The organism is Bradyrhizobium sp. HKCCYLS3077, from assembly GCF_051167555.1.
GTDB lineage: Bacteria > Pseudomonadota > Alphaproteobacteria > Rhizobiales > Xanthobacteraceae > Bradyrhizobium.
The window spans coordinates 297,587-320,273 of record NZ_JBNPTH010000002.1; the positions used below are offsets into that span (position 1 = coordinate 297,587).

Sequence of the window (22,687 nt, forward strand, 5' to 3'; positions counted from 1 at the left end):
ATGACCGGATCGGCGGAGCCGCAGCACGATCCGATGCGCTTGCGGGATCATCCGTCCTTCGTTCCGGTCTTTGTCAGCTTCTGCGACCAGCTGGTCGCACCGCTGCGGGGCCAGCGGCTGATGATCAAGCTGTTCGGGCAGCGCGCCCCGACCGAGATCGCCGCGCATATCGTCATGATGCACATGTCGGCCCGCGACGCCACCGAGCGTCCGACCTTGACGCGGTTGCAGGCGCGGCTGCCGGGATCGCGTCAGACGGCGGTCTTCATCACGATGCTGCGGGGTCTGTCGCTGGTGAAGGTGGAGCGGGATCCCGACGATGCCCGCATCCGCTATCTGATTCCTGGGCCCGTCATCCTCGATGGCCTGCGTGGCTGGCTCGCTCTTCACCTCGACTGCCATGCGCAGCTGACGCGGGGCGAGCGATTGAGCCGGCGTCTGCACGACGACACGTTTTTTACTGAGATGATCCGGCAATGCGCGACATGGCTGTGCCGCGCCAATCGGCCACTGACGAGCTTTCCGGATCTCGCCTGGACCGACGAACATGACAGCGGCATCCACCTGGCACTGACGCTCGTCGCCCGCTCTGCTGCTGGCCAAGCCGCCGTCGACGTGTCGACCGCCGAGCTTGCGGCCTCGCTCGGTGTATCGCGCTCGCATATCCGCAACCTGCTCACGGCGATGGAAGGGCGCGGCCTGCTGAGCTTCGACGAGCGGCGCCAGCGATTGTCGCTGACGCCGGGGTTTGTGGCGTCCGTCGAGGCCTGGTTCTGCCACCAGATCTGCTGGCTGGCGGCGGCCGGCGAGCGTGCCGATCGCGCGCTGCTGCTTTCCGGCGTCAGAGCGTGACGACGCGGCCGGACGCGATGTCGTAGACGCCGCCGATGACCTTCACCTTGCCGTCGGCAACCATGCCGCTGATGATCGGCTTGGCCTTCGACAGGCGCTGCACGTTGTGGCGGACGTTCTCCTTCGTCGCCTCTGCCAGCAGATCCTGCGGCTTCTTCGCGATCGCGGCCTCGACGCCCGGCTTCAGCGCGTTCACCAGCTCCGGCAGGTGGCCCGGCAGCTTGGTGCCGTCCTTAAGCACCTTGATCGTGGCGTCGACGGCGCCGCAGCCGCTATGGCCGAGCACCAGCACGAGCGGAATGCCGAGGAACTTCACGCCATATTCGAGGCTGGCGAGACCATCGTCATTGACGAAATTGCCGGCGACGCGGACCACGAACAGCTCGCCTGGAGCCTGATCGAACACCAGCTCGGGAGCGACGCGGGAATCCGCGCAGCTCACGATCGCCGCAATCGGATACTGCGCGGTGGCGCGCGCGGCGCGCGCGGCCGAGAAATCCTTGTTGTCCAGATTGCCGGCGGCGTAGCGCGCGTTGCCGTCCATGATCCGCTTCAACGCCTCGTCGGGGGAGATGGCATTGGGGGCGGGCTCCTTCGTATCTTTGGCCCATGCCGGACCGGCGCCTAGCGCCGCCGCGGCGAGCAGGCCGGCGCCCCTGCCGAGCAGCCGGCGGCGGGACAAGGCGGGAGATTGGGTTTCACACAGCGCGCACATCGTCGGGTCACTCCATCGGCATTGCACGCGGCGCGTGTGGCCGCGGCTGGACAAGCGCCATGCCACGGCCGTGCGCGGAGTGAACGCGCAAAAACTGCAGGTATCGGGCTGCGCCTGTCTGGCCTGATCTTGCACTTAACGAAGGGTGAAAGATCGCGAAGCGGTCGCGCCCCGCATCTTGAGGAAGCGGAGCTGGAAAATCGGCCAAAATCAGGCGGCTACCCCTCGATTTGGCGATTTTTGCGGTCGAAGCGGGCTTGTCCCGGTCGGCCATGTCTTGCAAGAAGGGCCGGTGATTCGCGGCCGCTTGCCTCCGGGCGGGCGCGGCGGAGCCCCTTTGAGACGAGACGCCCATGAGACTGCCGCGCGAAATCGGACCTATCCACTTCGTCGGGATCGGCGGCATCGGCATGAGCGGCATCGCCGAGGTGCTGTGCAATCTCGGCTATACGGTGCAGGGCTCGGACGCCTCGGACAATGCCAATGTCGCGCGCCTGCGCGAGAAGGGCATCACCGTCAGCGTCGGCCACAAGGCCGAGAACGTGGCGGGCGCCGACGTCGTCGTGGTCTCGACCGCGATCAAGCGCGACAATCCCGAGCTGATGGCGGCGCGCGCCCAGCGCATCCCCGTGGTGCGGCGGGCCGAGATGCTGGCCGAGCTGATGCGGCTGAAGAGCTGCGTCGCGATCGCCGGTACCCATGGCAAGACCACGACGACGTCGATGGTCGCGGCACTGCTCGACGCCGGCGGGCTCGATCCGACCGTCATCAATGGCGGCATCATCAATGCCTATGGCACCAATGCGCGGCTTGGCGGCGGCGAATGGATGGTCGTGGAAGCCGACGAGAGCGACGGCACCTTCCTGAAGCTGCCGGCCGATGTCGCGATCGTCACCAATGTCGATCCCGAGCATCTCGATCATTTCAAGACTTTCGATGCCGTGCAGGACGCGTTCCGCGCCTTCGTCGAGAACGTCCCGTTCTACGGCTTCGCCGTGATGTGCATCGATCATCCGGTGGTGCAGGCCTTGGTCGGCAAGATCGAGGACCGCCGCATCATCACCTACGGCGTGAACCCACAGGCCGACGTCCGCCTGGTCGATCTGGCGCCGACGGGCGGCAGCTCGTCGTTCAAGGTCGTGTTCCGCGATCGCAAGAGCGGCGCGACGCACGAGATTTCAGACATCGTGCTGCCGATGCCGGGCCGGCACAACGCCTCGAACGCGACGGCGGCGATCGCGGTGGCGCGCGAGCTCGGCCTGTCCGATGACGCGATCCGCAAGGCGATCGCCGGCTTCGGCGGCGTGAAGCGGCGCTTCACCCGCACCGGCGAATGGAACGGCGTCACTGTCATCGACGACTACGGCCATCACCCCGTCGAGATCGCTGCCGTCCTGAAGGCCGCGCGCGAATCCACCAACGGCAAGGTCGTCGCCGTGGTGCAGCCGCATCGCTACACAAGGCTGCAATCGCTGTTCGAGGAGTTCTGCACCTGCTTCAACGATGCGGATGCCGTGATCGTCGCCGACGTCTATCCGGCCGGTGAAGCGCCGATCGAGGGCATCGACCGCGATCACTTCGTGCTCGGCCTGCGCGCCCACGGTCATCGCGACGTGCTGCCGCTGCCGAGTGCCGCGGATCTCGCCCGTATCGTCAAGGACCTCGCCAAGCCGGGCGATCTCGTCGTCTGCCTCGGCGCCGGCAACATCACGCAATGGGCCTATGCGCTGCCGAACGAGCTGAAGGCGCTGGGCTAGTGTTGGTACGCGAGCTGGCAACGGCACGGCGCTCTCGGCTCTCTCCCCCCTTGTGGGGGAGAGGTGGAGAGGGGGGTACCACGAACGCCGGCGTATGCGGTTCACCCCCCTCCCTGACCCTCCCCCACAAGGGGGGAGGGAACGGAAAAAGCGGAGCGTCCCTGACGATCTCGGGGCGCGAACTGAAAGGCGCGCAGTGACCTTCCCCGACATCACGCCCGACCTGAAGGCCGCCATGCCCGAATTGCGCGGGCGTCTGCTCGCCAATGAGAGCCTCGCGCCGCTCACCTGGTTTCGCGTCGGCGGACCGGCGCAGGTGCTGTTCACGCCAGCCGATGCTGACGACCTCGCCTACTTTCTGAAGCATCTCGCCGCTGATCTGCCGGTCTACGTCATCGGCGTCGGCTCCAACATGATCGTCCGCGACGGCGGCGTGCCGGGCGTGGTGATCCGGCTGGCGCCGCGTGCGTTCGGCGAGGTCAAGGCCGAGGGCGACATCGTCACCGCCGGCACCGCCGCGCTCGACAAGCGCGTCGCCGAGGTCGCAGCCTTAGCCAATCTCGCGGGCCTCGAATTCCTGTTCGGCATTCCCGGCACCATCGGTGGCGCGTTGCGCATGAATGCCGGCGCAAATGGCGGCGAGACCAAGGATATCCTGGTCGAGGCGACCGCGATCGACCGCCAGGGCGAGACGCATCGCTTCACCAATGCCGACATGAAGTTCACCTATCGCGCGAGCGGCACAGATCCCTCGCTGATCTTCACGGCAGCGCGCTTCCGCGGCACGCCGTCCACGCCGGACGCGATCCGCGCGCGCATGGCCGAGGTGCAGGCGCATCGCGAGACGGCGCAGCCGATCCGCGAGAAGACCGGCGGCTCGACCTTCAAGAATCCGCCGGGCCATTCGGCCTGGAAACTCGTCGATGCTGCCGGCTGCCGCGGCCTCAAGGTCGGCGGGGCGCAAGTGTCCGAGATGCACTGCAACTTCCTGATCAACACCGGCAGCGCCGCCGCCGAAGATATCGAGACGCTCGGCGAGACCGTGCGCGAGCGGGTCAAGGCCAACTCCGGCATCGAGCTGCAGTGGGAAATCAAGCGGATCGGACTCAAGGCGAGCTGAAGCTCTGCGTGTTCAAGTGAAGTCCTGGAGTCCGCGATCACGTTTTGAGATCAACCGAGAAGCCATTGATGCGCACCACGATTCTGTTCGGCGGCACCAACAAGGAACGCCTCGTCTCGGTCGCCAGCGCCAAGGCGCTGCACGCCGCGTTGCCGGAAGCGGACCTCTGGTTCTGGGACGCCGACGACAGCGTGCATCAGGCGAGCGGCGCAGCGCTGGTCGCGCATGCCAAGCCGTTCGAAGAGCCGTTCACGGCCGACGGCGCCAGGATCGGGATGCTCGTCGAGGCGCTCGATCGCGCCAAGGCCGAGGATCGCGTGCTCGTTCTCGGCCTGCACGGCGGGCGGGCGGAGAACGGCGAGCTTCAACTGATGTGTGAGATGCGAGGCGTGCCGTTTACCGGCTCGAGCTCGGCGTCCTCTCACCTTGCCTTCGACAAGGTTGCCGCCAAGCGGTTCGCCGTGCTCGGCGGTGTGACGGCAGCCGCCGGTGTGACGCTTGAAAACGCCGAAGCTGCGCTCGCGCAATACGGCCGGCTGATCGCCAAGCCCGTGAAGGACGGTTCGAGCTTCGGGCTGATCTTCGTCAATGCCAAGCAGGACCTCGTCGCGGTCAAGGCGGCGGCCGCGACTGAAGAGTATCTGATCGAGCCATTCGTCACCGGGGTTGAGGCGACATGCGGCGTGCTCGAACAGGGCGACGGCTCGCTGATCGCGCTGCCGCCGATCGAGATCCTGCCCGCGGATGGCGCCTTCAACTATTTCGCGAAGTACCTCGCCGCTGCGACGAAGGAGATCTGTCCGGGACGCTTCAGTCCGGAGGTCACGGCGGCGCTGCAGCGAGAGGCAATCAAGGCGCATCGCGCGCTGTCATGCGGCGGCTATTCGCGCACGGACTTCATCGTCTCGGCCAATGGCCCCGTCTATCTGGAGACCAACACTCTGCCGGGGCTCACCGCGGCGTCGCTCTATCCGAAGGCCCTGGCCGCGCAGGGCATCGGTTTTCGCGACTTTCTCGACCAGCAGATCGCCTTGGCCGAGCGGCGCGCCAGCCGCTGAGACGTTCGATAGGCGCCCCGCAGGAACCCGGCCCGGCGTGCTCCGGTGGTTCCCGTGACCTGTAAAATGCTTAAGAATTCCGGGCAAGGTCCTCAGAAATCGGAGAAAAAAATCGTCTCTCCGGGCCTATTTTACTTTTTGTTTACCAGGACGTCCGAAGGTTAACGCTGGCGCTCCAGTGGTGCCCGGCTGCCGGAATGAGTGCTGTCGTGACGAAACGCATCGCCGTGGTCACCAGCGTCAGGGCGGAGTCGGGACCGAGGCGCGCGGGTCCGCGACGTATTTGCGGGCGCAACAGTTGATGAGCTCGTGCAATGGATGGTGCAGGACGCCTCGCTCGATCGCAGAGGCCTCAAGCTGACCTGAAAGCCGCTGCCCTTGGCGCGGCAATCCTGCTGCGCGAGTATGTCTCAGCCCGTCTTCCCCGCCTCAAGCTGCCGCGAGGACGTAAGAAGGACACGCGCCGAGATCGTGCGCCGATGCCGGTTGCCATGGCGCCGCTGGTCGAGCGCGAGGCGCCGCCGCGCATCGTCGACTTCGTCGAGCGCTATGTGCCGCGCCGGCTCGGCACCGTCGCCACGGTGGCGCTGCTGTTCGGCAGCGTCTGGCTCGGCATCGTCAAGGGCGGCCACGCGCAGGATGTCAGCGCGGCGCTGTCCGACACCCGCAATTCCCTGGCCAATGCTGCCGGCTTCCGCATCACCGCCGTCGCGATCAACGGGCGCAAGCAGCTCACCCAGGACGAGATCCTCGCGATCGGCGGCGTCACCGGCCGCTCCTCGCTGCTGTTCCTCGATGCCGCCGCCGTCCGCGACCGGTTGAAGGCCAATCCCTGGATCGCTGAAGCGACCGTACAGAAGTTCTTCCCGAACCAGCTGCAGATCGACATCGTCGAGCGCAAGGCGTTCGCGCTGTGGCAGCAGGACGGTCGTCTGTCGGTCATCGCCGAGGACGGCGCCGTGCTCGAACAATATGTGTCGCGCCGCTTCCTGACCTTGCCGCTCGTGGTCGGCAAGGGCGCCGAGAGCCGCGCGCGTGATTTCCTGGCGCTGCTGGCGCGCTATCCGCAGGTGCGCGCGGTGACCAAGGCCGCGGTGTTCGTCGGTGAGCGCCGCTGGAACCTGCGCACCAAGGACGGTCTCGACATTCGGCTGCCGGAGAATGACGTCGGCAATGCCCTGGCGACCCTGAGTCAGCTCGACCAGGAGGACAAGCTGTTCTCGCGCGACATCGTCGCGATCGACATGCGCCTGTCCGACCGGCTGACCGTGCAGCTCTCCGAGGACGCCGGCAAGGCGCGCGACGAGCTGTTCAAGGACAAGAAATCCAAGAAGAAAGCCGGTGACGCATGACCGGCTTCGATCGCCAGACTCCGAAGACGCGTCCGATGGGCCAGAAGCGCACCGCGCTGGTGGCCTCGCTCGACGTCGGCACCAGCAAGATCGCCTGCATGATCGCGCGGCTGAAGCCGGCGCCGCCGAGCGATGCGCTGCGCGGCCGCACCCATGCGGTCGAACTGATCGGCTACAGCCAGATCCAGTCGCGCGGCGTCAAGGCCGGCGCGGTCGTCGACCCCGTCGCATGCGAACAGGCCGTGCGACAGGCCGTCGCGCTCGCCGAGCGCATGGCCAAGGTGCGGGTCGAGTCCGTGCTGCTGCCGGTCGCCGGCGGCCGCGTCATGGGACACCTGATCGAGGCGACCTCCGACATCCGTGGCGGCGCCGTGACGCAGGCGGATGTCAGCCGCGTGACGTCGACGGGCATGCACCACGCCACGGGCGAGGGGCGGGCGGTGCTGCATGCCCTTCCGGTCGGCTACACGCTGGACGGGGTGAAGGGCATCCGTGATCCCCGCGGCATGCTGGCCCGGCAGTTCGGCGTCGACATGAATGTCGTGACGACGGATGCCACCGTCGCCAAGAACCTGATGCTGGTGGTCGAGCGCTGCCATCTCAATGTCGAGGCGATGGCGGCGAGTCCGTATGTCGCAGGACTCTCCGTCTTGACCGACGACGAGGCCGATCTCGGCGCGGCCGTGGTCGAGATGGGCGCGGGCACGACGACGATCGCGATCTATTCGGGCGGCCGCTTCGTCCATGCCTCCGGATTTGCGCTCGGCGGGCATCACGTGACCATGGATCTTGCGCGCGGACTATCAGCGTGCATTGCAGATGCCGAGCGAATCAAGACGTTATATGGCACGGTGCTGACTGGCGGGTCCGACGCGCGTGAGTTGATGTCTGTTCCGACGGCCGGTGACAACGAGCGGGATGTTCCGCAGATCGTGTCCCGCGCCACCATCGCGAACATCGTCAGGCACCGCGCAGAGGAGATTTTTGAAATGGTCCGCGACCGGCTGAAGGATTCGCCCTTTGCGGCAGAACCCAAGGCGCGCGTCGTCCTCAGCGGAGGCGCCTCCCAGCTGACGGGTCTGGTCGAATTGGCGACGCGGATCCTCGACCGCCCGGTGCGCGTCGGCCGTCCGCTCGGCTTCGGCCGCCTTCCCAACGAGGCCAAGAACGCCGCCTTTGCGGTGCCCACCGGGCTCCTGGTCTATCCGCAATACGCGCATCTCGAACATGTCGAACCGCGGCATACGCGGCAGGTCGGGACAGGAACCGACGGCTATTTCGGAAAGGTCGGACGATGGCTACGCGAGGGCTTCTGATGACCTGTGTCCGTCCCAACAGATTTTCACCAACACCACCCACGGCCGGCGGCCGGGGCGAACCCACGCGCGCGTGATCGAGAGGCAATCATGGCACTCACTATTACCCCTCCTGATATCCACGAGCTGAAGCCCCGGATCACCGTGTTCGGCGTCGGCGGCGCGGGCGGCAACGCCGTCAACAACATGATTACGGCCGGCCTGCAGGGGGTCGACTTCGTCGTCGCCAACACCGACGCGCAGGCGCTGACCATGTCGAAGGCGCAGCGCATCATCCAGATGGGCACGCAGGTGACGCAAGGCCTCGGCGCCGGCTCGCAGCCGGACGTCGGCGCGGCCGCCGCGCAGGAGGTGATCGACGAAATCCGCGATCATCTCTCGGGCGCCAACATGGTGTTCGTGACCGCCGGCATGGGCGGCGGCACCGGCACCGGCGCTGCTCCGGTCATCGCCAAGACCGCGCGCGAGATGAACATCCTGACCGTGGGTGTCGTCACCAAACCGTTCCACTTCGAGGGCGCGCGCCGCATGCGCACCGCGGAGTCCGGCATCTCCGAGCTGCACAAGGTGGTCGACACCTTGCTGATCATCCCGAACCAGAACCTGTTCCGGGTCGCCAACGAGAAGACCACCTTCGCCGACGCGTTCGCGATGGCCGACCAGGTGCTGTATTCGGGCGTCGCCTGCATCACCGACCTGATGGTCAAGGAAGGCCTGATCAACCTCGACTTCGCCGACGTTCGCGCCGTCATGCGCGAGATGGGCAAGGCGATGATGGGCACCGGCGAGGCGTCGGGCGAGAAGCGCGCGCTGACCGCGGCCGAAGCCGCGATCGCCAACCCGCTGATCGACGACTCTTCGATGAAGGGCGCCCGCGGCCTGTTGATCTCGATCACCGGCGGCAAGGACCTGACGCTGTTCGAGGTCGACGAAGCCGCGACCCGCATCCGCGAGGAGGTCGACCAGGACGCCAACATCATCGTCGGCGCCACCTTCGACGAATCGCTCGACGGCCTGATCCGCGTCTCCGTCGTTGCCACCGGCATCGAGCAGGCGCAGTTCAACCGTGGCGTCACGACGACTGCACAGCCGGCGGCGGCTGTCGCTCCGATTGCCGCCGCCCCGACCGCTCACGCGGGTCTTCCTGAAAGCCGTCTCGCCGATCTGACGGCGCGCCTCCGCGCCGACAACCAGCGGCTGGCGGAACGCGCGGCCAAGCTCGAGCAGCAGGCCTCGCAGGCTCCGGCCGTCGCCCAACCGGCGCCCGCGCCGGTCGCCCCCGCGCCGCGCCCGGCTCCGAACCTCGAGCGCGACACGCTCGCGGCCGTGGCTGCCGCCATGGCGAGCGAGCCCGCGCCCGCTCCCGCTCCGGTTCCGACCGCGGCCTCCTATGGCGATGTGACCGTGCGTCCGATCGCTCAGAAGCCGTCGCTGTTCCCCGAGCCGGAAGCCCAGCGCGCCGCGCCGATCGAACCGGCCGCGCCGCCGGAGACCTTCATCCCGCAGGCCGCCGAGCGGGTTCCGTCCCGCGCGCCGCGAATGCCGAAGTTCGAGGACCTGCCGATGCCGGCCCAGGCCGAGATCCGGCAGGCGCGGGGTGACGAGGGCGAGGAGCATCCGCAGAAGACGCGGATGTCGCTGCTGCAGCGTCTCGCCAATGTCGGCCTCGGCCGACGTGACGAGGAGAGCGAGCCGCCGATGACGGGCCGAAACGCTGCTCCGGCGATGCCGCAGATGCCGCCGCTGCCGGAACGCAAGCCGCAGCGGAGCGTTAGCCAGCAGGTTGCGAGCCACGAATCGCCTGTCTCTGAATATGCCCGCCGTCCCGCTCCGCAGGGTCTCGACGTCCATGGCCGTCCCGCGCCTGTGGCCCCCGCGCCACAGGGCGACGACCATTTGGATATCCCGGCCTTCCTGCGCCGGCAGGCAACCTGAGAATTGTTACAGCCCCGATGGCGCTGAACAGGCCCGGCTCGCGAGAGCCGGGCCTTTTTATTAGGCACAAAGGGACTCGAGGTGGTCGCTCAACTAACTGATTTTAAATGATTAATTATTCTTTCGGTGTTTGGATGGGGAACGGGGAGGGTTAAGGCCACGTTCCAGTTTGGTTAAGCCTTGGCGCGAATACGGCAGAGATGGGGTAACAATCCGTAAAGAAGCGTGAGTTGGCGCTCTTTGGGGCCCTCGTTAAGTTCTGCCGTGACTTGGGGATGCCTGAAAGTGAGTCGGTTCGCGAGGGGCGGCCGATAGGGGTTCAGGCGGGGTCTTGGGCGATCGTCGATGAAATTCAGCCGGCAAACAACGCTTCGTTCGCAAGCCACCGTCACGGGTGTGGGCGTCCATTCAGGTGCGCCCGTCAGCCTGACCATCGGGCCTGCGCCGATCGATGCGGGCATCGTGTTCCTCCGCACCGGCCTTGAGGGGCCCGACCGCGAGGTCCAGGCTTCCTTCGGTTCGGTGATCGCCACCGAACTTGCGACCGTCCTCGGTGACCGCAACGGTGCCCTGGTCTCGACCGCCGAGCACGTTCTCGCCGCGCTGCGCGGCATGGGTGTCGACAACGCCCTGATCGAAGTCGACGGTCCCGAAGTTCCGATCATGGATGGCAGCGCTGCGCCGTTCGTTGCCGCGATCGACCAGGCCGGTATCCTGACCCAGTCGGCGCCGCGCCGTTACATCCAGGTGCTCAAGCCGGTCCAGGTGACGATGGGCGCCTCTTCGGGCGAACTTCGTCCCAACACCTCCGGCTTCCGCGTCGAGGTCGAAATCGATTTTAGCAATCCCGTCATCGGCCGCCAAGCCTATCATTTTGAGCTGAGCCCCGAGCGTTTCCGCCGCGACATCGCCCGCGCCCGCACCTTTGGCTGCATGAGCGACGTATCGCGTCTCTGGAGCGCTGGTTTCGCGCTCGGCTCGTCGTTCGACAACACGCTGGTGTTCGACGAGGAGCGCCTGCTCAATCCGGAAGGCCTTCGCTACGCCGACGAATGCGCCCGCCACAAGGTGCTGGACGCGATCGGCGATCTCGCGCTGGCTGGTCTGCCGATGCTCGGCACCTACCGCTCCGTCCGCGGCGGTCACAAGCTCAACCACGCCGTTCTGACCGCCCTGATGGCCGATCGGACCGCGTGGCGTCTGGTCGAGGGTGAGACGGTGCGCCGTCCCCGCGTGGCTGCCGAAGTCGTCGGCGGCATGGTCGGTGGCATGGTCGCCCCGGCCTACGGTCCGGACGTGTCCTGAGCGACCTCAGCCTGCGTCTGCGTGGAACGACTCAGGACGAAGCAAGCGCCGGATCGGCTGGCGCTCAGCGATCGACGCTGTTGCCTGCGGCGTTTTGACTCCCTCATTTTCTCGTAAATGTTTGTTGCCGGTCACATCCTTCGTCAGGAGGATGGGCCTGCATATTGATGTTTTCCAACGGCTTCTCGGGCAGTAACCACGATCCGAGGCGGCAGCCTCGGTGTCGCCTTAATCCGGGCGGATTGGCTTCCTATGCGGTTGGTTGACGAAGTGTTTTCGGCTAGAGAGGCCGGGCCGGCGTGATGCGGGCAACCGGCAGAACTCTTCCTTCGCGGTCATGAGACGATGGTCATGATGCGCGGCGTAGATCAGATCACAGGCATCGGGTTCCAAAGAAGCATGTCGAACCAGCGTCTCACGCGCGAAATCCGTCAGCCCGCAGCCCGCATCGGCCAGTTCCGGCTTGCGGCATCCTTGATCCTGCTGGCGCTGCCGCTGAGCGGCTGCGGAACCGGCGGTCTCTGGGACAAGTTCCTGGCCAAGGACGACACCTTCGTCGATGAACCCGCGGACAAGCTCTACAATGAGGGCTTGTACATGCTGAACGAGAAGAAGGACGTCAAAGGCGCGAACAAGAAGTTCGAGGAAGTCGACCGGCAGCATCCTTATTCCGACTGGGCGCGCAAATCGCTGCTGATGTCGGCCTATGCGTCCTACCAGGCTGGCGACTATGACGGCTGCATCGGTGCCGCCAGCCGTTACGTGACCCTGCATCCCGGCAGCCCCGATGCCGCCTACGCGCAATACCTGATCGCCGCCTCGCACTACGACCAGATCCCCGACATCAGCCGCGACCAGGGCCGGACCGAGAAGGCCATCGCGGCCCTCGAAGAGGTGGTGCGCAAATATCCGACCTCCGAATACGCCACCAACGCCAAGGCCAAGATGGAGGGCGCCCGCGACCAGCTCGCCGGCAAGGAGATGGATGTCGGCCGCTACTACATGCAGAAGCGCGACTACACCGCCGCCATCAACCGCTTCAAGACGGTGGTGACGCAGTATCAGACCACCCGCCACGTCGAGGAAGCGCTGTACCGGCTGACCGAGGCCTACATGACCATCGGCATCGTCGGCGAGGCGCAGACCGCGGCTGCTGTGCTCGGGCACAATTTCCCGGACAGCAAGTGGTACAAGGACGCCTACAACCTCGTGAAGTCGGGCGGCGTCGAGCCCGAGGAGAACAAGGGGTCCTATATCTCGCGGGCGTTCAAGAAGCTCGGGCTGGGGTAGTCGGCTGGCTGGCCGGCCAAGAGGGATCATCTGAGCGATCTCTCTTTGTTCTCAATTCTTGTTTTGTTCTCATTTTGCTGTTAGCATCGAGTCGTTCGCTCAGGGGCATCCTGCCCCGTTACGAAGGACTTCGGTTCCATGCTGGCGCGACTGTCGATCCGTGACATCGTCCTGATCGAACGACTCGATCTCGAATTCTCCGATGGGCTTGCGGTGCTGACCGGCGAGACCGGCGCCGGCAAGTCCATCCTCCTCGACGCATTCGCCCTGGCGCTCGGCGGCCGAGGCGATGCCAGCCTGGTGCGGCATGGCGCCGACCAGGGGCAGGTCACGGCCGTGTTCGAGATCGGCAAGGACCATCCGGCCGCGCGGATCCTGGCCGCCAACGGGCTGGATGCTGACGGCGAGATGATCCTGCGCCGCGTCCAGTATGGCGACGGCCGCACCCGGGCTTTCATCAACGACCAGTCGGTGAGTGTGCAGACCTTGAAGGCGATTGGCGCCACCCTGGTCGAGATCCATGGCCAGCATGACGAGCGCGCGCTGGTCGATGCCGCCACCCACCGCCGGCTGCTGGATGCCTTCGCCGGGCTGGAAAAGGATGTCGCGGGTGTCGAGACGCTGTGGGCCGCGCGCCGGACTGCCGTCACGGCGCTCGACCAGCATCGCGCCGGCATGGAGCGCGCGGCGCGCGAGGCCGATTATCTGCGGCATGCCTCGGACGAGCTGAAGAAGCTGGCGCCCAAGGAGGGCGAGGAGACGAAGCTCGCCGCCCGTCGCACGGCGATGATGCAGGGCGAGAAGATCGCGGGCGATCTGCGTGACGCCCAGGACGCGGTCAGCGGGAATCAGTCGCCGATCGCAGCGCTGGCTGCCGCTGTGCGGCGCCTGGAGCGACGCGCGGTGAGCTCGCCGGCGCTGGTGGAGCCGGCGGTGAAGGCCATGGATGCCGCCATCAACGCGCTGGAGGAGGCCGACCAGCATCTGACCGCGGCACTGGCGGCGACCGATTTCGATCCGCTGGAGCTGGAGCGCATCGAGGAGCGGCTGTTCGCGCTGCGCGCCGCCGCGCGCAAATACTCCACGCCGGTGGATGGGCTCGCGGCGCTGGCCGCCAAATATGCCGCAGACGTCGTGCTGATCGATGCGGGTGCCGAGCAGTTGAAGAAGCTCGAGGCTGCGGCCGCCGCCGCGGACGGGCGCTACGCGGCGGCCGCCGCCAAGCTCTCTGCGGCCCGCACCAAGGCGGCGGAGAAGCTGAACCGGGCGGTGCATGCCGAGCTGGGACCGCTCAAGCTCGAACGCGCCAAGTTCATGACCCAGGTCGACAGCGACGCCGATGCGCCGGGGCCGGAGGGCATCGACCGCGTCGAGTTCTGGGTCCAGACCAACCCGGGCACCCGGCCGGGCCCGATGATGAAGGTCGCCTCGGGCGGCGAGCTGTCGCGGTTCCTGCTGGCGCTCAAGGTGGTGCTGTCCGATCGCGGGTCGGCGCCGACCCTGGTGTTCGACGAGATCGACACCGGCGTGGGCGGCGCGGTGGCGGACGCCATCGGCGCCCGGCTGGCGCGACTCGCCCACGGCGTCCAGGTCATGGCCGTCACCCACGCCCCGCAGGTCGCGGCGCGGGCGGACCAGCACCTCCTGATCTCCAAGGACGCGCTCGACCGCGGCAAGCGCGTCGTCACCCGCGTCAATACGCTCGCCACCCTGCACCGTCGCGAGGAGATCGCCCGTATGCTGGCCGGCGCCGAGGTCACCGCAGAGGCCCGCGCCGCGGCGGACCGGCTGCTGGAGGCTGCGGCGGCGTAGTAATTGTAGCGGAATGCGGTCTGGCCGCCTTGGAAGCTTGCTGTTGTTTGACTCCGTCATTCCGGGGCGGTCCGAAGGACCGAACCCGGAATCTCGAGATTCCGGGTTCAAGGCCTGCGGCCTTGCCCCGGAATGACGTCAGACACAAATCGAATCGTACAGGTCGCTCCACCCCGGATTGTCTTTCTCGATTAAGTGCACCTTCCACGCCCGCTTCCATTTCTTCAGCTCCTTCTCGCGGGTAATCGCGGAAATCGGATCGTCGTAGACCTCGAACCAGACGAGCCGCGTGATATTGTACTTGGAGGTGAATCCAGGTACCGCCTTCAATCGATGTTCATAGACTCGTCGAACCAGATCGTTAGTCACCCCGACGTAGATCGCGCCATCCCTGCGGCTCGCGAGGATGTAGACGTAATAGCTCATGGTCGACCTTCGCAGGAGCTCGGGACAGGACCATCCCTGGTCGCGCGCAGAGCCCGTCGGCTCGGCCTAACGAGCAGATGATACACAGCATGCCCAAGACAGCCAAACCCAAGACGCCCATCGACGTTGCCGATCTCACCAAGGCGCAGGCCAAGGTGGAATGGAAGCGGCTGGCGCTGGAGCTCGAGACCCACGACAGGCTGTATTACCAGGACGATGCGCCGAAGATCTCGGACGCGGACTATGACGAGCTGCGCCGTCGCTTCAACGCCATCGAAAAGCGCTTTCCCGAACTCGTCAGTAGCGAGTCGCCGTCGCAGAAGGTCGGGGCCGCCCCGTCGGGCCGCTTCAAGAAGGTGCGGCACGCGGTGCCGATGCTGTCGCTCGACAATGCCTTTGCGGAAGAGGACGTGCGCGACTTCGTCGGCCGCATCGCGCGGTTCCTCAAGCTCGCCGATGATGACCGAATCGATTTCTCCGCCGAGCCGAAGATCGACGGGCTGTCGATGTCGCTGCGCTATGAAGGCGGCGAGCTTGTCACTGCGGCGACCCGCGGCGACGGCGCGGAGGGCGAGGACGTCACCGCCAACATCCGAACCTTGAAGGACGTGCCGCAGAAGCTGCACGGCCGCAACCTGCCTGACATCTGCGAGGTGCGCGGCGAGGTCTACATGACCAAGCAGGCGTTTCTCGCGTTGAACGAGCGGCAGAAGGAAGCCGGCGACACCATCTTCGCCAATCCCCGCAACTCCGCCGCCGGCTCGCTGCGCCAGAAGGATCCGACCATCACCGCGTCGCGGCCCCTCGGCTTCTTCGCTTATGCATGGGGCGAGATGAGCGCAATGCCGGCGGCGACGCAGAGCGGCATGATCAAATGGTTCGAGCACTGCGGCTTCACGACGAATCCGCTGACCAGGCTCTGCCACTCCGTCGAGGAACTGATCGCGTTCCACCGCTCCATCGAGGAGCAGCGCGCCGAGCTCGACTACGACATCGACGGCGTCGTCTACAAGGTCGACCGCATCGACTGGCAGGAGCGGCTCGGCTTCGTGTCGCGGACGCCGCGCTGGGGCATCGCCCACAAGTTTCCGGCCGAGCGCGCCATGACGGTGCTCAAGGACATCGAGATCCAGGTCGGCCGCACCGGTTCGTTCACGCCGGTCGGAAAGCTCGAGCCGGTCGGCGTCGGCGGCGTCATCGTGCAGAACGTGACGCTCCACAACGAGGACTACATCAAGGGCATCGGCAACAAGGGCGAGGTCCTGCGCGAAGGCCGCGATATCCGCATCGGCGACACCGTGGTGATCCAGCGCGCCGGCGACGTCATCCCGCAGGTGGTCGACGTCCTCATCGACAAGCGCCCCGCGGACGCCGAGGAATTTCACTTCCCCAAGACGTGCCCGTGTCCGCTGCACACCGACGTCGTGCGCGAGGAGACCGCGGCCGGCGAGGAGGGCTCGCGCGCCCGCTGCACCGGCGAGTTTGCCTGTCCCTATCAGAAGATCGAGCATTTGAAGCTGTTCGCCTCGCGCCGCGCCTTCGACATCGACGGGCTCGGCGAGAAGCAGATCCAGTTCTTCTTCGATGAGGGCTGGGTGAAGGAGCCGGCGGATATCTTCACGCTGCAGAAGCGTAACGCCAAGCTCAAGCTGGAGGAGGTCGAGGGCTATGGCGAGACCTCCGTGCGCAACCTGTTCAACGCGATCGATGCGCGCCGCGAGATCGCGCTGGAGCGCTTCATCTACGCGCTCGGCATGCGCCATGTCGGCGAGACCACGGCGCTGGCGCTGGCGCGCGGCTACGGTTCGTGGGAGTCGTTTCACGACGCCTGCCTCAAGGTCGCCAAAGGCGACGAGGAAGCGATTGCCGAGATGGATGCGCTCGACCAGATCGGCGACACCGTGATCAAGAGCGTCGCCGCCTATTTCGGCGAGGACCATAATCGCGGCATCGTCGAGCGGCTGACGCGCGAGGTGAAGATCCTCGACGCGGAAAAGCCCAAGCGCAACTCGCCGATCGCGACCAAGACGGTGGTGTTCACCGGCACACTGGAAAAGATGACGCGCGACGAGGCCAAGGCGACGGCGGAGCGGTTAGGTGCAAAGGTCTCGGGCTCGGTCTCGAAGAAGACGGACTACGTCGTCGCCGGTCCCGGGGCGGGCTCCAAGCTCAAGGATGCGCAGAAGCACGGCGTGCAGGTGCTGACCGAGGACGAGTGGCTGCAGCTGATCGGGGAGTGACCGGACGGCGATTTGAGCTACGCCCGGCCCTTGTTGAGACACCCACCGCTGTCATCATCCGCGAAAGCGGATGATCCAGTATTCCAGAGACAGTCATTGTCGAGTCGAGGCGTACTGGATGCCCACCTGCGCGGGGCATGACACCGATCATTTATCTGGCCGTTTGGCCAACTCATTGAGCGGCGCATGATAGCATGCGAAAGGGCGGCTGCTTCCTCGCTCCCTCTCGCGCCCCTTCACATCACCCCGGCCTCATCCTCTTCCGCAGCTTCAATCAGCTCCTTGGTCACCGTCACGGACGTGCGCGGGACCAGGAACATCATGCTGGCTGTGCAGGCGAGCGAGAGCATCAGGATCGCCGACGTCAGCGGCAGCGTGCTCGCGTAATGGCCGCCGAGATAGGCGCCAAGCTGCGACGTCAGCGCGCCGACGCCCATCTGCAGGAAGCCCATGGCGCCTGACGCCGTTCCAGCCGCGCCCGGCCGCACGCTGATCGCGCCGGCCGCGGAGTTGGCCATGACAGCGGCGTTGGCGAACATGATCAGCATCTGCGTGCCGAACAGCACCGACGGCACCTGATTGAAGCCGAAGATGCTCCAGGTGAAGTTGAGCGCCGCGCCCGTGAGCTGCAATCCCAGTCCGAACCAGATCAGCCGGTCGAGGGAGTGGCGCGGCGCATAGCGCACGCAGAACAGATTCCCGACGAAATAGGCGAAGCCCGTTGTTGCGAACCACGCGCCATATTCCGCCGAGGAACGGCCCATCTGCACCTCGACGATGTAGGGTCCGCCGCCGGCGAAAGCGAAGATGATCTGCGAGGCCAGCACTTGGCACAGCATGTAGCCGAGGAAGGCGCGGCTCCTGACGAGATCCGCGACGTCGCGGCGGAAGCTCGCGCCTTCGACCCGGGCAGGGCGGGTCTCGGGCAGGGCCAGCGTCACGGCCGCAGCGATCGCGATCGACAGCGCGGCGACGACGTAGAAGATCGCATGCCAGCCAAGCGCGGTCTCGATCAGTCCGCCGGTCAAGGGCGACAGCATCTGTGCGATCATCATGACCGCGACGACGAGGCTGATCATCGCGCCGATGCGCTCGCGTGGATAGAGATCGCGAATGATGGCGCGGCTGATCACCATGCCGCTGGCGCCGCCGAGCGCCTGGAAGAAGCGCGCCGCGATCAGTTGCGGCAAGGTGTCGGCGAAGATGCAGCCGAAGCTCGCGACGATCGAGAGCGCGAGGCCCGCGAGCATCACGGGGCGTCGCCCAAAACGGTCGGACAGCGGTCCGAGCAGCAACTGCGAGATCGCGATGCCGATCATGTAGAACGACACCGTCATCTGCACGACCGAGGCGTCGCGGCCGAATGTGGTCGCCAGCAGCGGCAGCGCCGGCACCAGCAGATACAGCGAGATCGGCGCCAGCCCGGTCATCACGACGAGCAGGATCAGCAGCGTGCGCGACGGAGCAGCGCGCGGTGGCGCGGCCACAGGCTGCCTGCTGATCATTCCATGCATCGGGAGTGTCGCTCAGATCGTTTCGAACACGATCGAATGTAGCGACCTTCCGCGCCGCGGAAATGCCTGTTTCCGCATGCCGCCATGCCCGCAGCGGCGGCTGTTCCGCGCTCCGCCGTCTGATGATGCAGATGCTGCCACACCCGGCGGCAGACCGTCCGCCGGTTGTGCAGGCCTTGCTGAGCTGACGCTAGAGCGGGGCGGTCGCCTGATCGAGCCAGAGCTGATCGGCCTCGCCGAGCGTTGCGCGGATGGTCTCGCGCACCCTCGCGTGATAGGCGTCGAGCCAAGCGCGTTCTTCGGCGCTCAGCATCGCGACATCGATCAGTCGCCGGTCGATCGGCGCCAATGTCAGCGCCTCGAACCCGTTCATCGGCTTCTCGGCCCCGGCCACCTCCTTCGCCACGACGAGCTCGAGGTTTTCGATGCGGATGCCGAACGCGTCGGTCTTGTAGTAGCCGGGCTCGTTGGACAGGATCATGCCGCGCTTCAGCGGCGTGGTGCCGAGTTTCGAAATCCGCGCCGGGCCCTCATGCACCGACAGATAGCTGCCGACGCCGTGGCCGGTGCCGTGCTCGAAATCGATGCCGGCCTGCCACAGGAATTGCCGCGCCAGGGTGTCGAGCTGGGCGCCGGTGGTGCCGTCAGGGAAGATCGCGCGCGCGATCGCCAGGTGCCCGCGCAGCACCCGCGTGAAGCGGTCGCGCATCTCGTTGGTGGGCGTGCCCACGGCGATGGTGCGCGTGACGTCGGTGGTGCCGTCCTGATACTGCGCGCCGGAATCGATCAGCAGCAGGTCGCCGGGCATGATGCGGCGGTTGCTCTTGCGGGTGACGCGATAGTGTACGATCGCGCCATTGGGACCCGTGCCGGAGATGGTCGGGAACGACACGTCCTTCAGCGCGCCGGTGTCGCGGCGAAAACTCTCCAGCGCCTCGACGGCGTCGATCTCCGTCAGCGTGCCGTGGGGCGCCTCGCGATCGATGAAGGCGAGAAAGCGCGCCAGCGCCACGGCATCGCGCTGATGCGCCCGCCGCGTGCCGTCGATCTCCACCGTGTTCTTGGCGGCCTTGAGCAGGCTGACCGGATCGGCGCCGCGCACCGGCTTGCCGCCCGCGCCCTGGATCAGCCGCGTCAGCGCGTCGGCCGCCGTGGCGCTGTCGAGCGCGATCGTCGCACCTGTTTGCGCGAGCTCGCTCAGGCGCGGCGTCAGCCCATCGGGCTCGGCCACATCGGCGTTCTGCTCGAGATGATCGCGGGTGAGGTTCGACAGCTTGCGGGAATCGATGAAGATCGTCGGGCGCCCGGTCTTCGGTACCAGCGCATAGGAGATCGGCAGCGGCGTGTGCGAGACATCCGCGCCGCGGATGTTGAAGGTCCAGGCGACGTTATGTGAGTCCGAGAGCACCAGCGCCTCGACGCCGAGCCGCTCGATCTCCTTGCGGATGCGGTCGAGCTTCTCGGCTTCGGTCTCGCCGGATAATTCCGTGCCGTGGATGGACACTGCGCCGAGCGGCGGCAGCGGGCGCTCGGTCCAGACGCTGTCGATCGGATTGCTCTCGACCGCCACCAGCTCGGCGCCGGCCTTCGTGCAGGCGGATGCGAAGCGCTCGGCGGCGGCGGTGGTGTGCAGCCAGGGATCGAAGCCGATGCGGTCGCCAGTCTTCAGGTGCGCGCTCAGCCAGCTTTCCGGCGGCGGTTCGATCAGCGATTCCACGCGCCATGCCTTGCCGTCGACCTGCTTGCCGGCCTGCAAGGTGTAACGACCATCGACGAAGATCGCGGCCTCCTGCGGCAGCACGATCGCAAGGCCCGCCGAGCCGGTGAAGCCGGTCAGCCACGCCAGCCGCTCCTCGGAGGGCGGCACATATTCGTTCTGCTGCTGGTCGGCGCGCGGCACGATGAAGCCGGTGAGCTTGCGCTGCGCCAGCTCCTCGCGGAGCGCGGCCAGTCGCGCCGTCAGCGCCACGCCGGTTTCGGGTTCTTCGAACGTCTGGAACAGAGCTTCGAACATCGGTCTCATACTTTAGGCGTGAATCTCGACTGCGGCGGATACTCCACCACGCAGCGGTGCAGTGCACGAAGAATCTCCTTGCATTCGCCTGTGCAAAAAGATTTGCTGTCTTATGCCGGTCATCCGAAAGAGATGCGGCGAGGAAACGTGCGGATCAGACGACCAAGATCGTAATGATCATCCACGGTCGCGCAATCCGGGGAGTGCCTCAACTCAACGGCGAGGGGATGCACAATGCCTGCTTTTACCTTCGAAAAACTTTCGGCGCCGACGCCTCCGGCTGCGGCCACCGTACCCGTCCAGAAGCCGCGCAGCGCGCTGGCTGAACTCGTCAACCGTCTGGTCGAACCTCGCATCCGACGCGGGGCGCGCGCCGCATCAGACCAGCGCCCGCAGCCGGGCGGTCAACCGAAGACGTAATTGCGCTCGTCTTCCGATGATCAGCCCGCCGGCTGGTCGCGACGTGATCTCATCCCTTCAGTGCTGCTGCTTCCTGAGCAGCAGGCTGCTCCAGCCTTCGATCTTCAAGTGCCGCATCGGAACCAGTCCGCGCGCGCGATACGCGGCGGCGACTGCGCGCGCCTGCGGGGTCAGCAGGCCGGAGAGGATGACGAAGGCGCCGGGCGCCAGATGGCGCTGCATGGGGGAGGCCAGCTGCCGCAGCGGATTGGCCAGGATGTTGGCGAGCACGAGATCGAACGGACCCTGATGGGCAAAATCCGCCGCGGCAAAGCCGGTGGCGCGGATCACGCGTACCAGCGGACCTGCGCCATTGAGGCGGGCGTTTTCGCGCGCCACGACGACGGAGGGCGCGTCGATGTCGCTTGCCAGGATAGGGCGATGCGTGGCCTTGGCCGCGGCGATCGCCAGCACGCCGGTTCCCGTGCCGAGGTCCAGCACCCGCCGCGGAGCGTGTGCCTTCAGCACGTGATCGAGCAGCAGCAGGCAGCCGCGCGTCGTGCCATGATGCCCGGTGCCGAACGCCAGCGCCGCCTCGATCTCGATTCCGAGCTTGTTGGCCGGAACGCGCGCCCGGTCATGGCTGCCATGGACCAGGAAGCGGCCGGCTGGCACTGGAACCAGGTCGTCCAGGCTGGCTTTCACCCAGTCCTTGGCCTCGACCACTTCGAAGCTGAGACTTTCCGCCGCCTCGGCGCCGGCGGCCCCGCCGACGAGCTCTCGGACCAAGTCCTGGTCGGGCGGGTCGGCGAAGTGCACCGTGACGTCCCAGCGGCCGTCCGGCCGTTCGAAGGCGGCAACGGCCGCGTCGCCCTCGAAGAACACCTCCGTCAGCACGTCCACCGCCGGACGCGCGGTCGCTTCATCCGGCACGGTGAAGCTGGCCTTGTGGGTCGCGGGCGTCAGGGCTGAGGTCATGAAGCGGGTTCCGGCTGATTTCACGGCGTGGTTAAGCAATCTCACCGCGAGCGCAAGCCCTTATGCCCCAAAATGCCTCCGGCAGGCGCAGCCAACGGTTGTATTTTGGCTTCGGAATAACTCGGCTAAAAGTCGCGCCGCAATTGGCGCAAATAACGCCGCAACTTGCCTGCGGCAAATTATACCAACTTTAGGTTTTGAGCGCTTAGGGTTCCCGCGTTGGGAACCGGCTGTCCTCGGTTCCCGGGTTGGGAAACGAGGTTCAGATGAAGACGCTTTTCTTGAAGTTCTTGCGCGATGACTCCGGCGCCACCGCCATCGAGTACGGCCTGATCGCGGCGGGCATTTCCCTGGCGATCATCGCCGCCGTCAACGGGCTGGGCTCCTCGCTGAGCAGCAAGTTCGAATCGATCAATACCTCGCTGAAGTAATTTTTCGGCCGAGCGCGGCGTTCTCGAAAACCGGGCCCTTGGCCCGGTTTTCTGTTGTTGGCACCTTGTCGACAGCGAATACCCAAATTCTTCACAGGGATATCCACCGGTTTGCGAACAAGGCGTCCGCAGGATTGGCCGTCGCCTTTTCACCGCGTTTCCGCAGCTCTGTG

17 protein-coding genes are annotated in these 22,687 nt (G+C 66.2%); 12 read left to right on the forward strand and 5 right to left on the reverse strand.

The features are described 5' to 3' along the window. Nucleotides 1–852: a helix-turn-helix domain-containing protein gene (locus tag ACQR0Z_RS07390; RefSeq protein ID WP_434918194.1), complete on the forward strand. Its 852-nt coding sequence runs from the start codon at nucleotides 1–3 to the stop codon at nucleotides 850–852. Here the strand turns inward: ACQR0Z_RS07390 and ACQR0Z_RS07395 are convergent. After that, nucleotides 842–1,567, reverse strand: a complete 726-nt coding sequence (locus ACQR0Z_RS07395) for a carbonic anhydrase (protein ID WP_434918195.1) — start codon at nucleotides 1,565–1,567, stop codon at nucleotides 842–844. The two genes, ACQR0Z_RS07390 and ACQR0Z_RS07395, sit on opposite strands and share 11 nt — an antisense overlap. A gap of 353 nt (nucleotides 1,568–1,920) precedes the next feature. Between ACQR0Z_RS07395 and murC the strand changes: the two genes are divergently transcribed. From murC to recN, 9 genes are all read left to right on the forward strand, one after another. After that, a complete protein-coding gene (murC, locus tag ACQR0Z_RS07400; RefSeq protein WP_434918196.1) occupies nucleotides 1,921–3,324 on the forward strand; it encodes a UDP-N-acetylmuramate--L-alanine ligase in 1,404 nt (467 codons plus the stop codon). Between the two features lie 196 nt (nucleotides 3,325–3,520). Beyond that, nucleotides 3,521–4,444 (forward strand): UDP-N-acetylmuramate dehydrogenase, encoded by a 924-nt coding sequence (gene murB / locus ACQR0Z_RS07405; RefSeq protein WP_434860650.1) that lies wholly within the window; start codon nucleotides 3,521–3,523, stop codon nucleotides 4,442–4,444. A gap of 68 nt (nucleotides 4,445–4,512) precedes the next feature. Further along, entirely contained in the window at nucleotides 4,513–5,502 is a 990-nt protein-coding gene (locus ACQR0Z_RS07410) for a D-alanine--D-alanine ligase family protein (RefSeq protein ID WP_434918197.1), read from the forward strand. Nucleotides 5,503–5,816: 314 nt separating this feature from the next. Continuing rightward, a complete protein-coding gene (locus ACQR0Z_RS07415; protein ID WP_434860652.1) occupies nucleotides 5,817–6,854 on the forward strand; it encodes a cell division protein FtsQ/DivIB in 1,038 nt (345 codons plus the stop codon). Continuing rightward, complete coding sequence (gene ftsA, locus ACQR0Z_RS07420; protein ID WP_434860653.1) at nucleotides 6,851–8,170, forward strand: cell division protein FtsA; 1,320 nt, start codon at nucleotides 6,851–6,853, stop codon at nucleotides 8,168–8,170. The genes ACQR0Z_RS07415 and ftsA overlap by 4 nt, the downstream gene beginning before the upstream one ends. A 90-nt stretch (nucleotides 8,171–8,260) precedes the next feature. Further along, nucleotides 8,261–10,105, forward strand: a complete 1,845-nt coding sequence (gene ftsZ, locus ACQR0Z_RS07425) for a cell division protein FtsZ (protein ID WP_434918198.1) — start codon at nucleotides 8,261–8,263, stop codon at nucleotides 10,103–10,105. Nucleotides 10,106–10,450: 345 nt separating this feature from the next. Beyond that, nucleotides 10,451–11,410: a UDP-3-O-acyl-N-acetylglucosamine deacetylase gene (gene lpxC, locus ACQR0Z_RS07430; RefSeq protein ID WP_434876645.1), complete on the forward strand. Its 960-nt coding sequence runs from the start codon at nucleotides 10,451–10,453 to the stop codon at nucleotides 11,408–11,410. Between the two features lie 399 nt (nucleotides 11,411–11,809). After that, nucleotides 11,810–12,700 (forward strand): outer membrane protein assembly factor BamD, encoded by an 891-nt coding sequence (locus tag ACQR0Z_RS07435; RefSeq protein ID WP_434918199.1) that lies wholly within the window; start codon nucleotides 11,810–11,812, stop codon nucleotides 12,698–12,700. Nucleotides 12,701–12,838: 138 nt separating this feature from the next. Then, a complete protein-coding gene (gene recN / locus ACQR0Z_RS07440) occupies nucleotides 12,839–14,512 on the forward strand; it encodes a DNA repair protein RecN (RefSeq protein ID WP_434918200.1) in 1,674 nt (557 codons plus the stop codon). A gap of 138 nt (nucleotides 14,513–14,650) precedes the next feature. On the opposite strand, the gene ACQR0Z_RS07445 is transcribed toward recN, so the two are convergent. After that, entirely contained in the window at nucleotides 14,651–14,938 is a 288-nt protein-coding gene (locus tag ACQR0Z_RS07445; RefSeq protein WP_434918201.1) for a GIY-YIG nuclease family protein, read from the reverse strand. A gap of 89 nt (nucleotides 14,939–15,027) precedes the next feature. On the opposite strand from ACQR0Z_RS07445, the gene ligA reads away from it, so the two are divergent. Beyond that, a complete protein-coding gene (gene ligA, locus ACQR0Z_RS07450) occupies nucleotides 15,028–17,178 on the forward strand; it encodes an NAD-dependent DNA ligase LigA (protein WP_434918202.1) in 2,151 nt (716 codons plus the stop codon). Nucleotides 17,179–17,414: 236 nt separating this feature from the next. On the opposite strand, the gene ACQR0Z_RS07455 is transcribed toward ligA, so the two are convergent. The 3 genes from ACQR0Z_RS07455 to ACQR0Z_RS07465 all read right to left on the reverse strand — a co-directional run bounded on the left by ACQR0Z_RS07455 (nucleotide 17,415) and on the right by ACQR0Z_RS07465 (nucleotide 22,083). Continuing rightward, nucleotides 17,415–18,692, reverse strand: coding sequence for a multidrug effflux MFS transporter (locus ACQR0Z_RS07455; RefSeq protein WP_434918203.1), 1,278 nt, complete (start codon nucleotides 18,690–18,692; stop codon nucleotides 17,415–17,417). A 190-nt stretch (nucleotides 18,693–18,882) separates the two neighbouring features. After that, complete coding sequence (locus ACQR0Z_RS07460; RefSeq protein ID WP_434876642.1) at nucleotides 18,883–20,706, reverse strand: aminopeptidase P family protein; 1,824 nt, start codon at nucleotides 20,704–20,706, stop codon at nucleotides 18,883–18,885. 477 nt (nucleotides 20,707–21,183) lie between these two features. Further along, nucleotides 21,184–22,083, reverse strand: a complete 900-nt coding sequence (locus ACQR0Z_RS07465) for a 50S ribosomal protein L11 methyltransferase (protein ID WP_434918204.1) — start codon at nucleotides 22,081–22,083, stop codon at nucleotides 21,184–21,186. Between the two features lie 266 nt (nucleotides 22,084–22,349). Between ACQR0Z_RS07465 and ACQR0Z_RS07470 the strand changes: the two genes are divergently transcribed. Next, a complete protein-coding gene (locus ACQR0Z_RS07470) occupies nucleotides 22,350–22,514 on the forward strand; it encodes a Flp family type IVb pilin (protein WP_434876641.1) in 165 nt (54 codons plus the stop codon). Nucleotides 22,515–22,687: the final 173 nt, after the last annotated feature.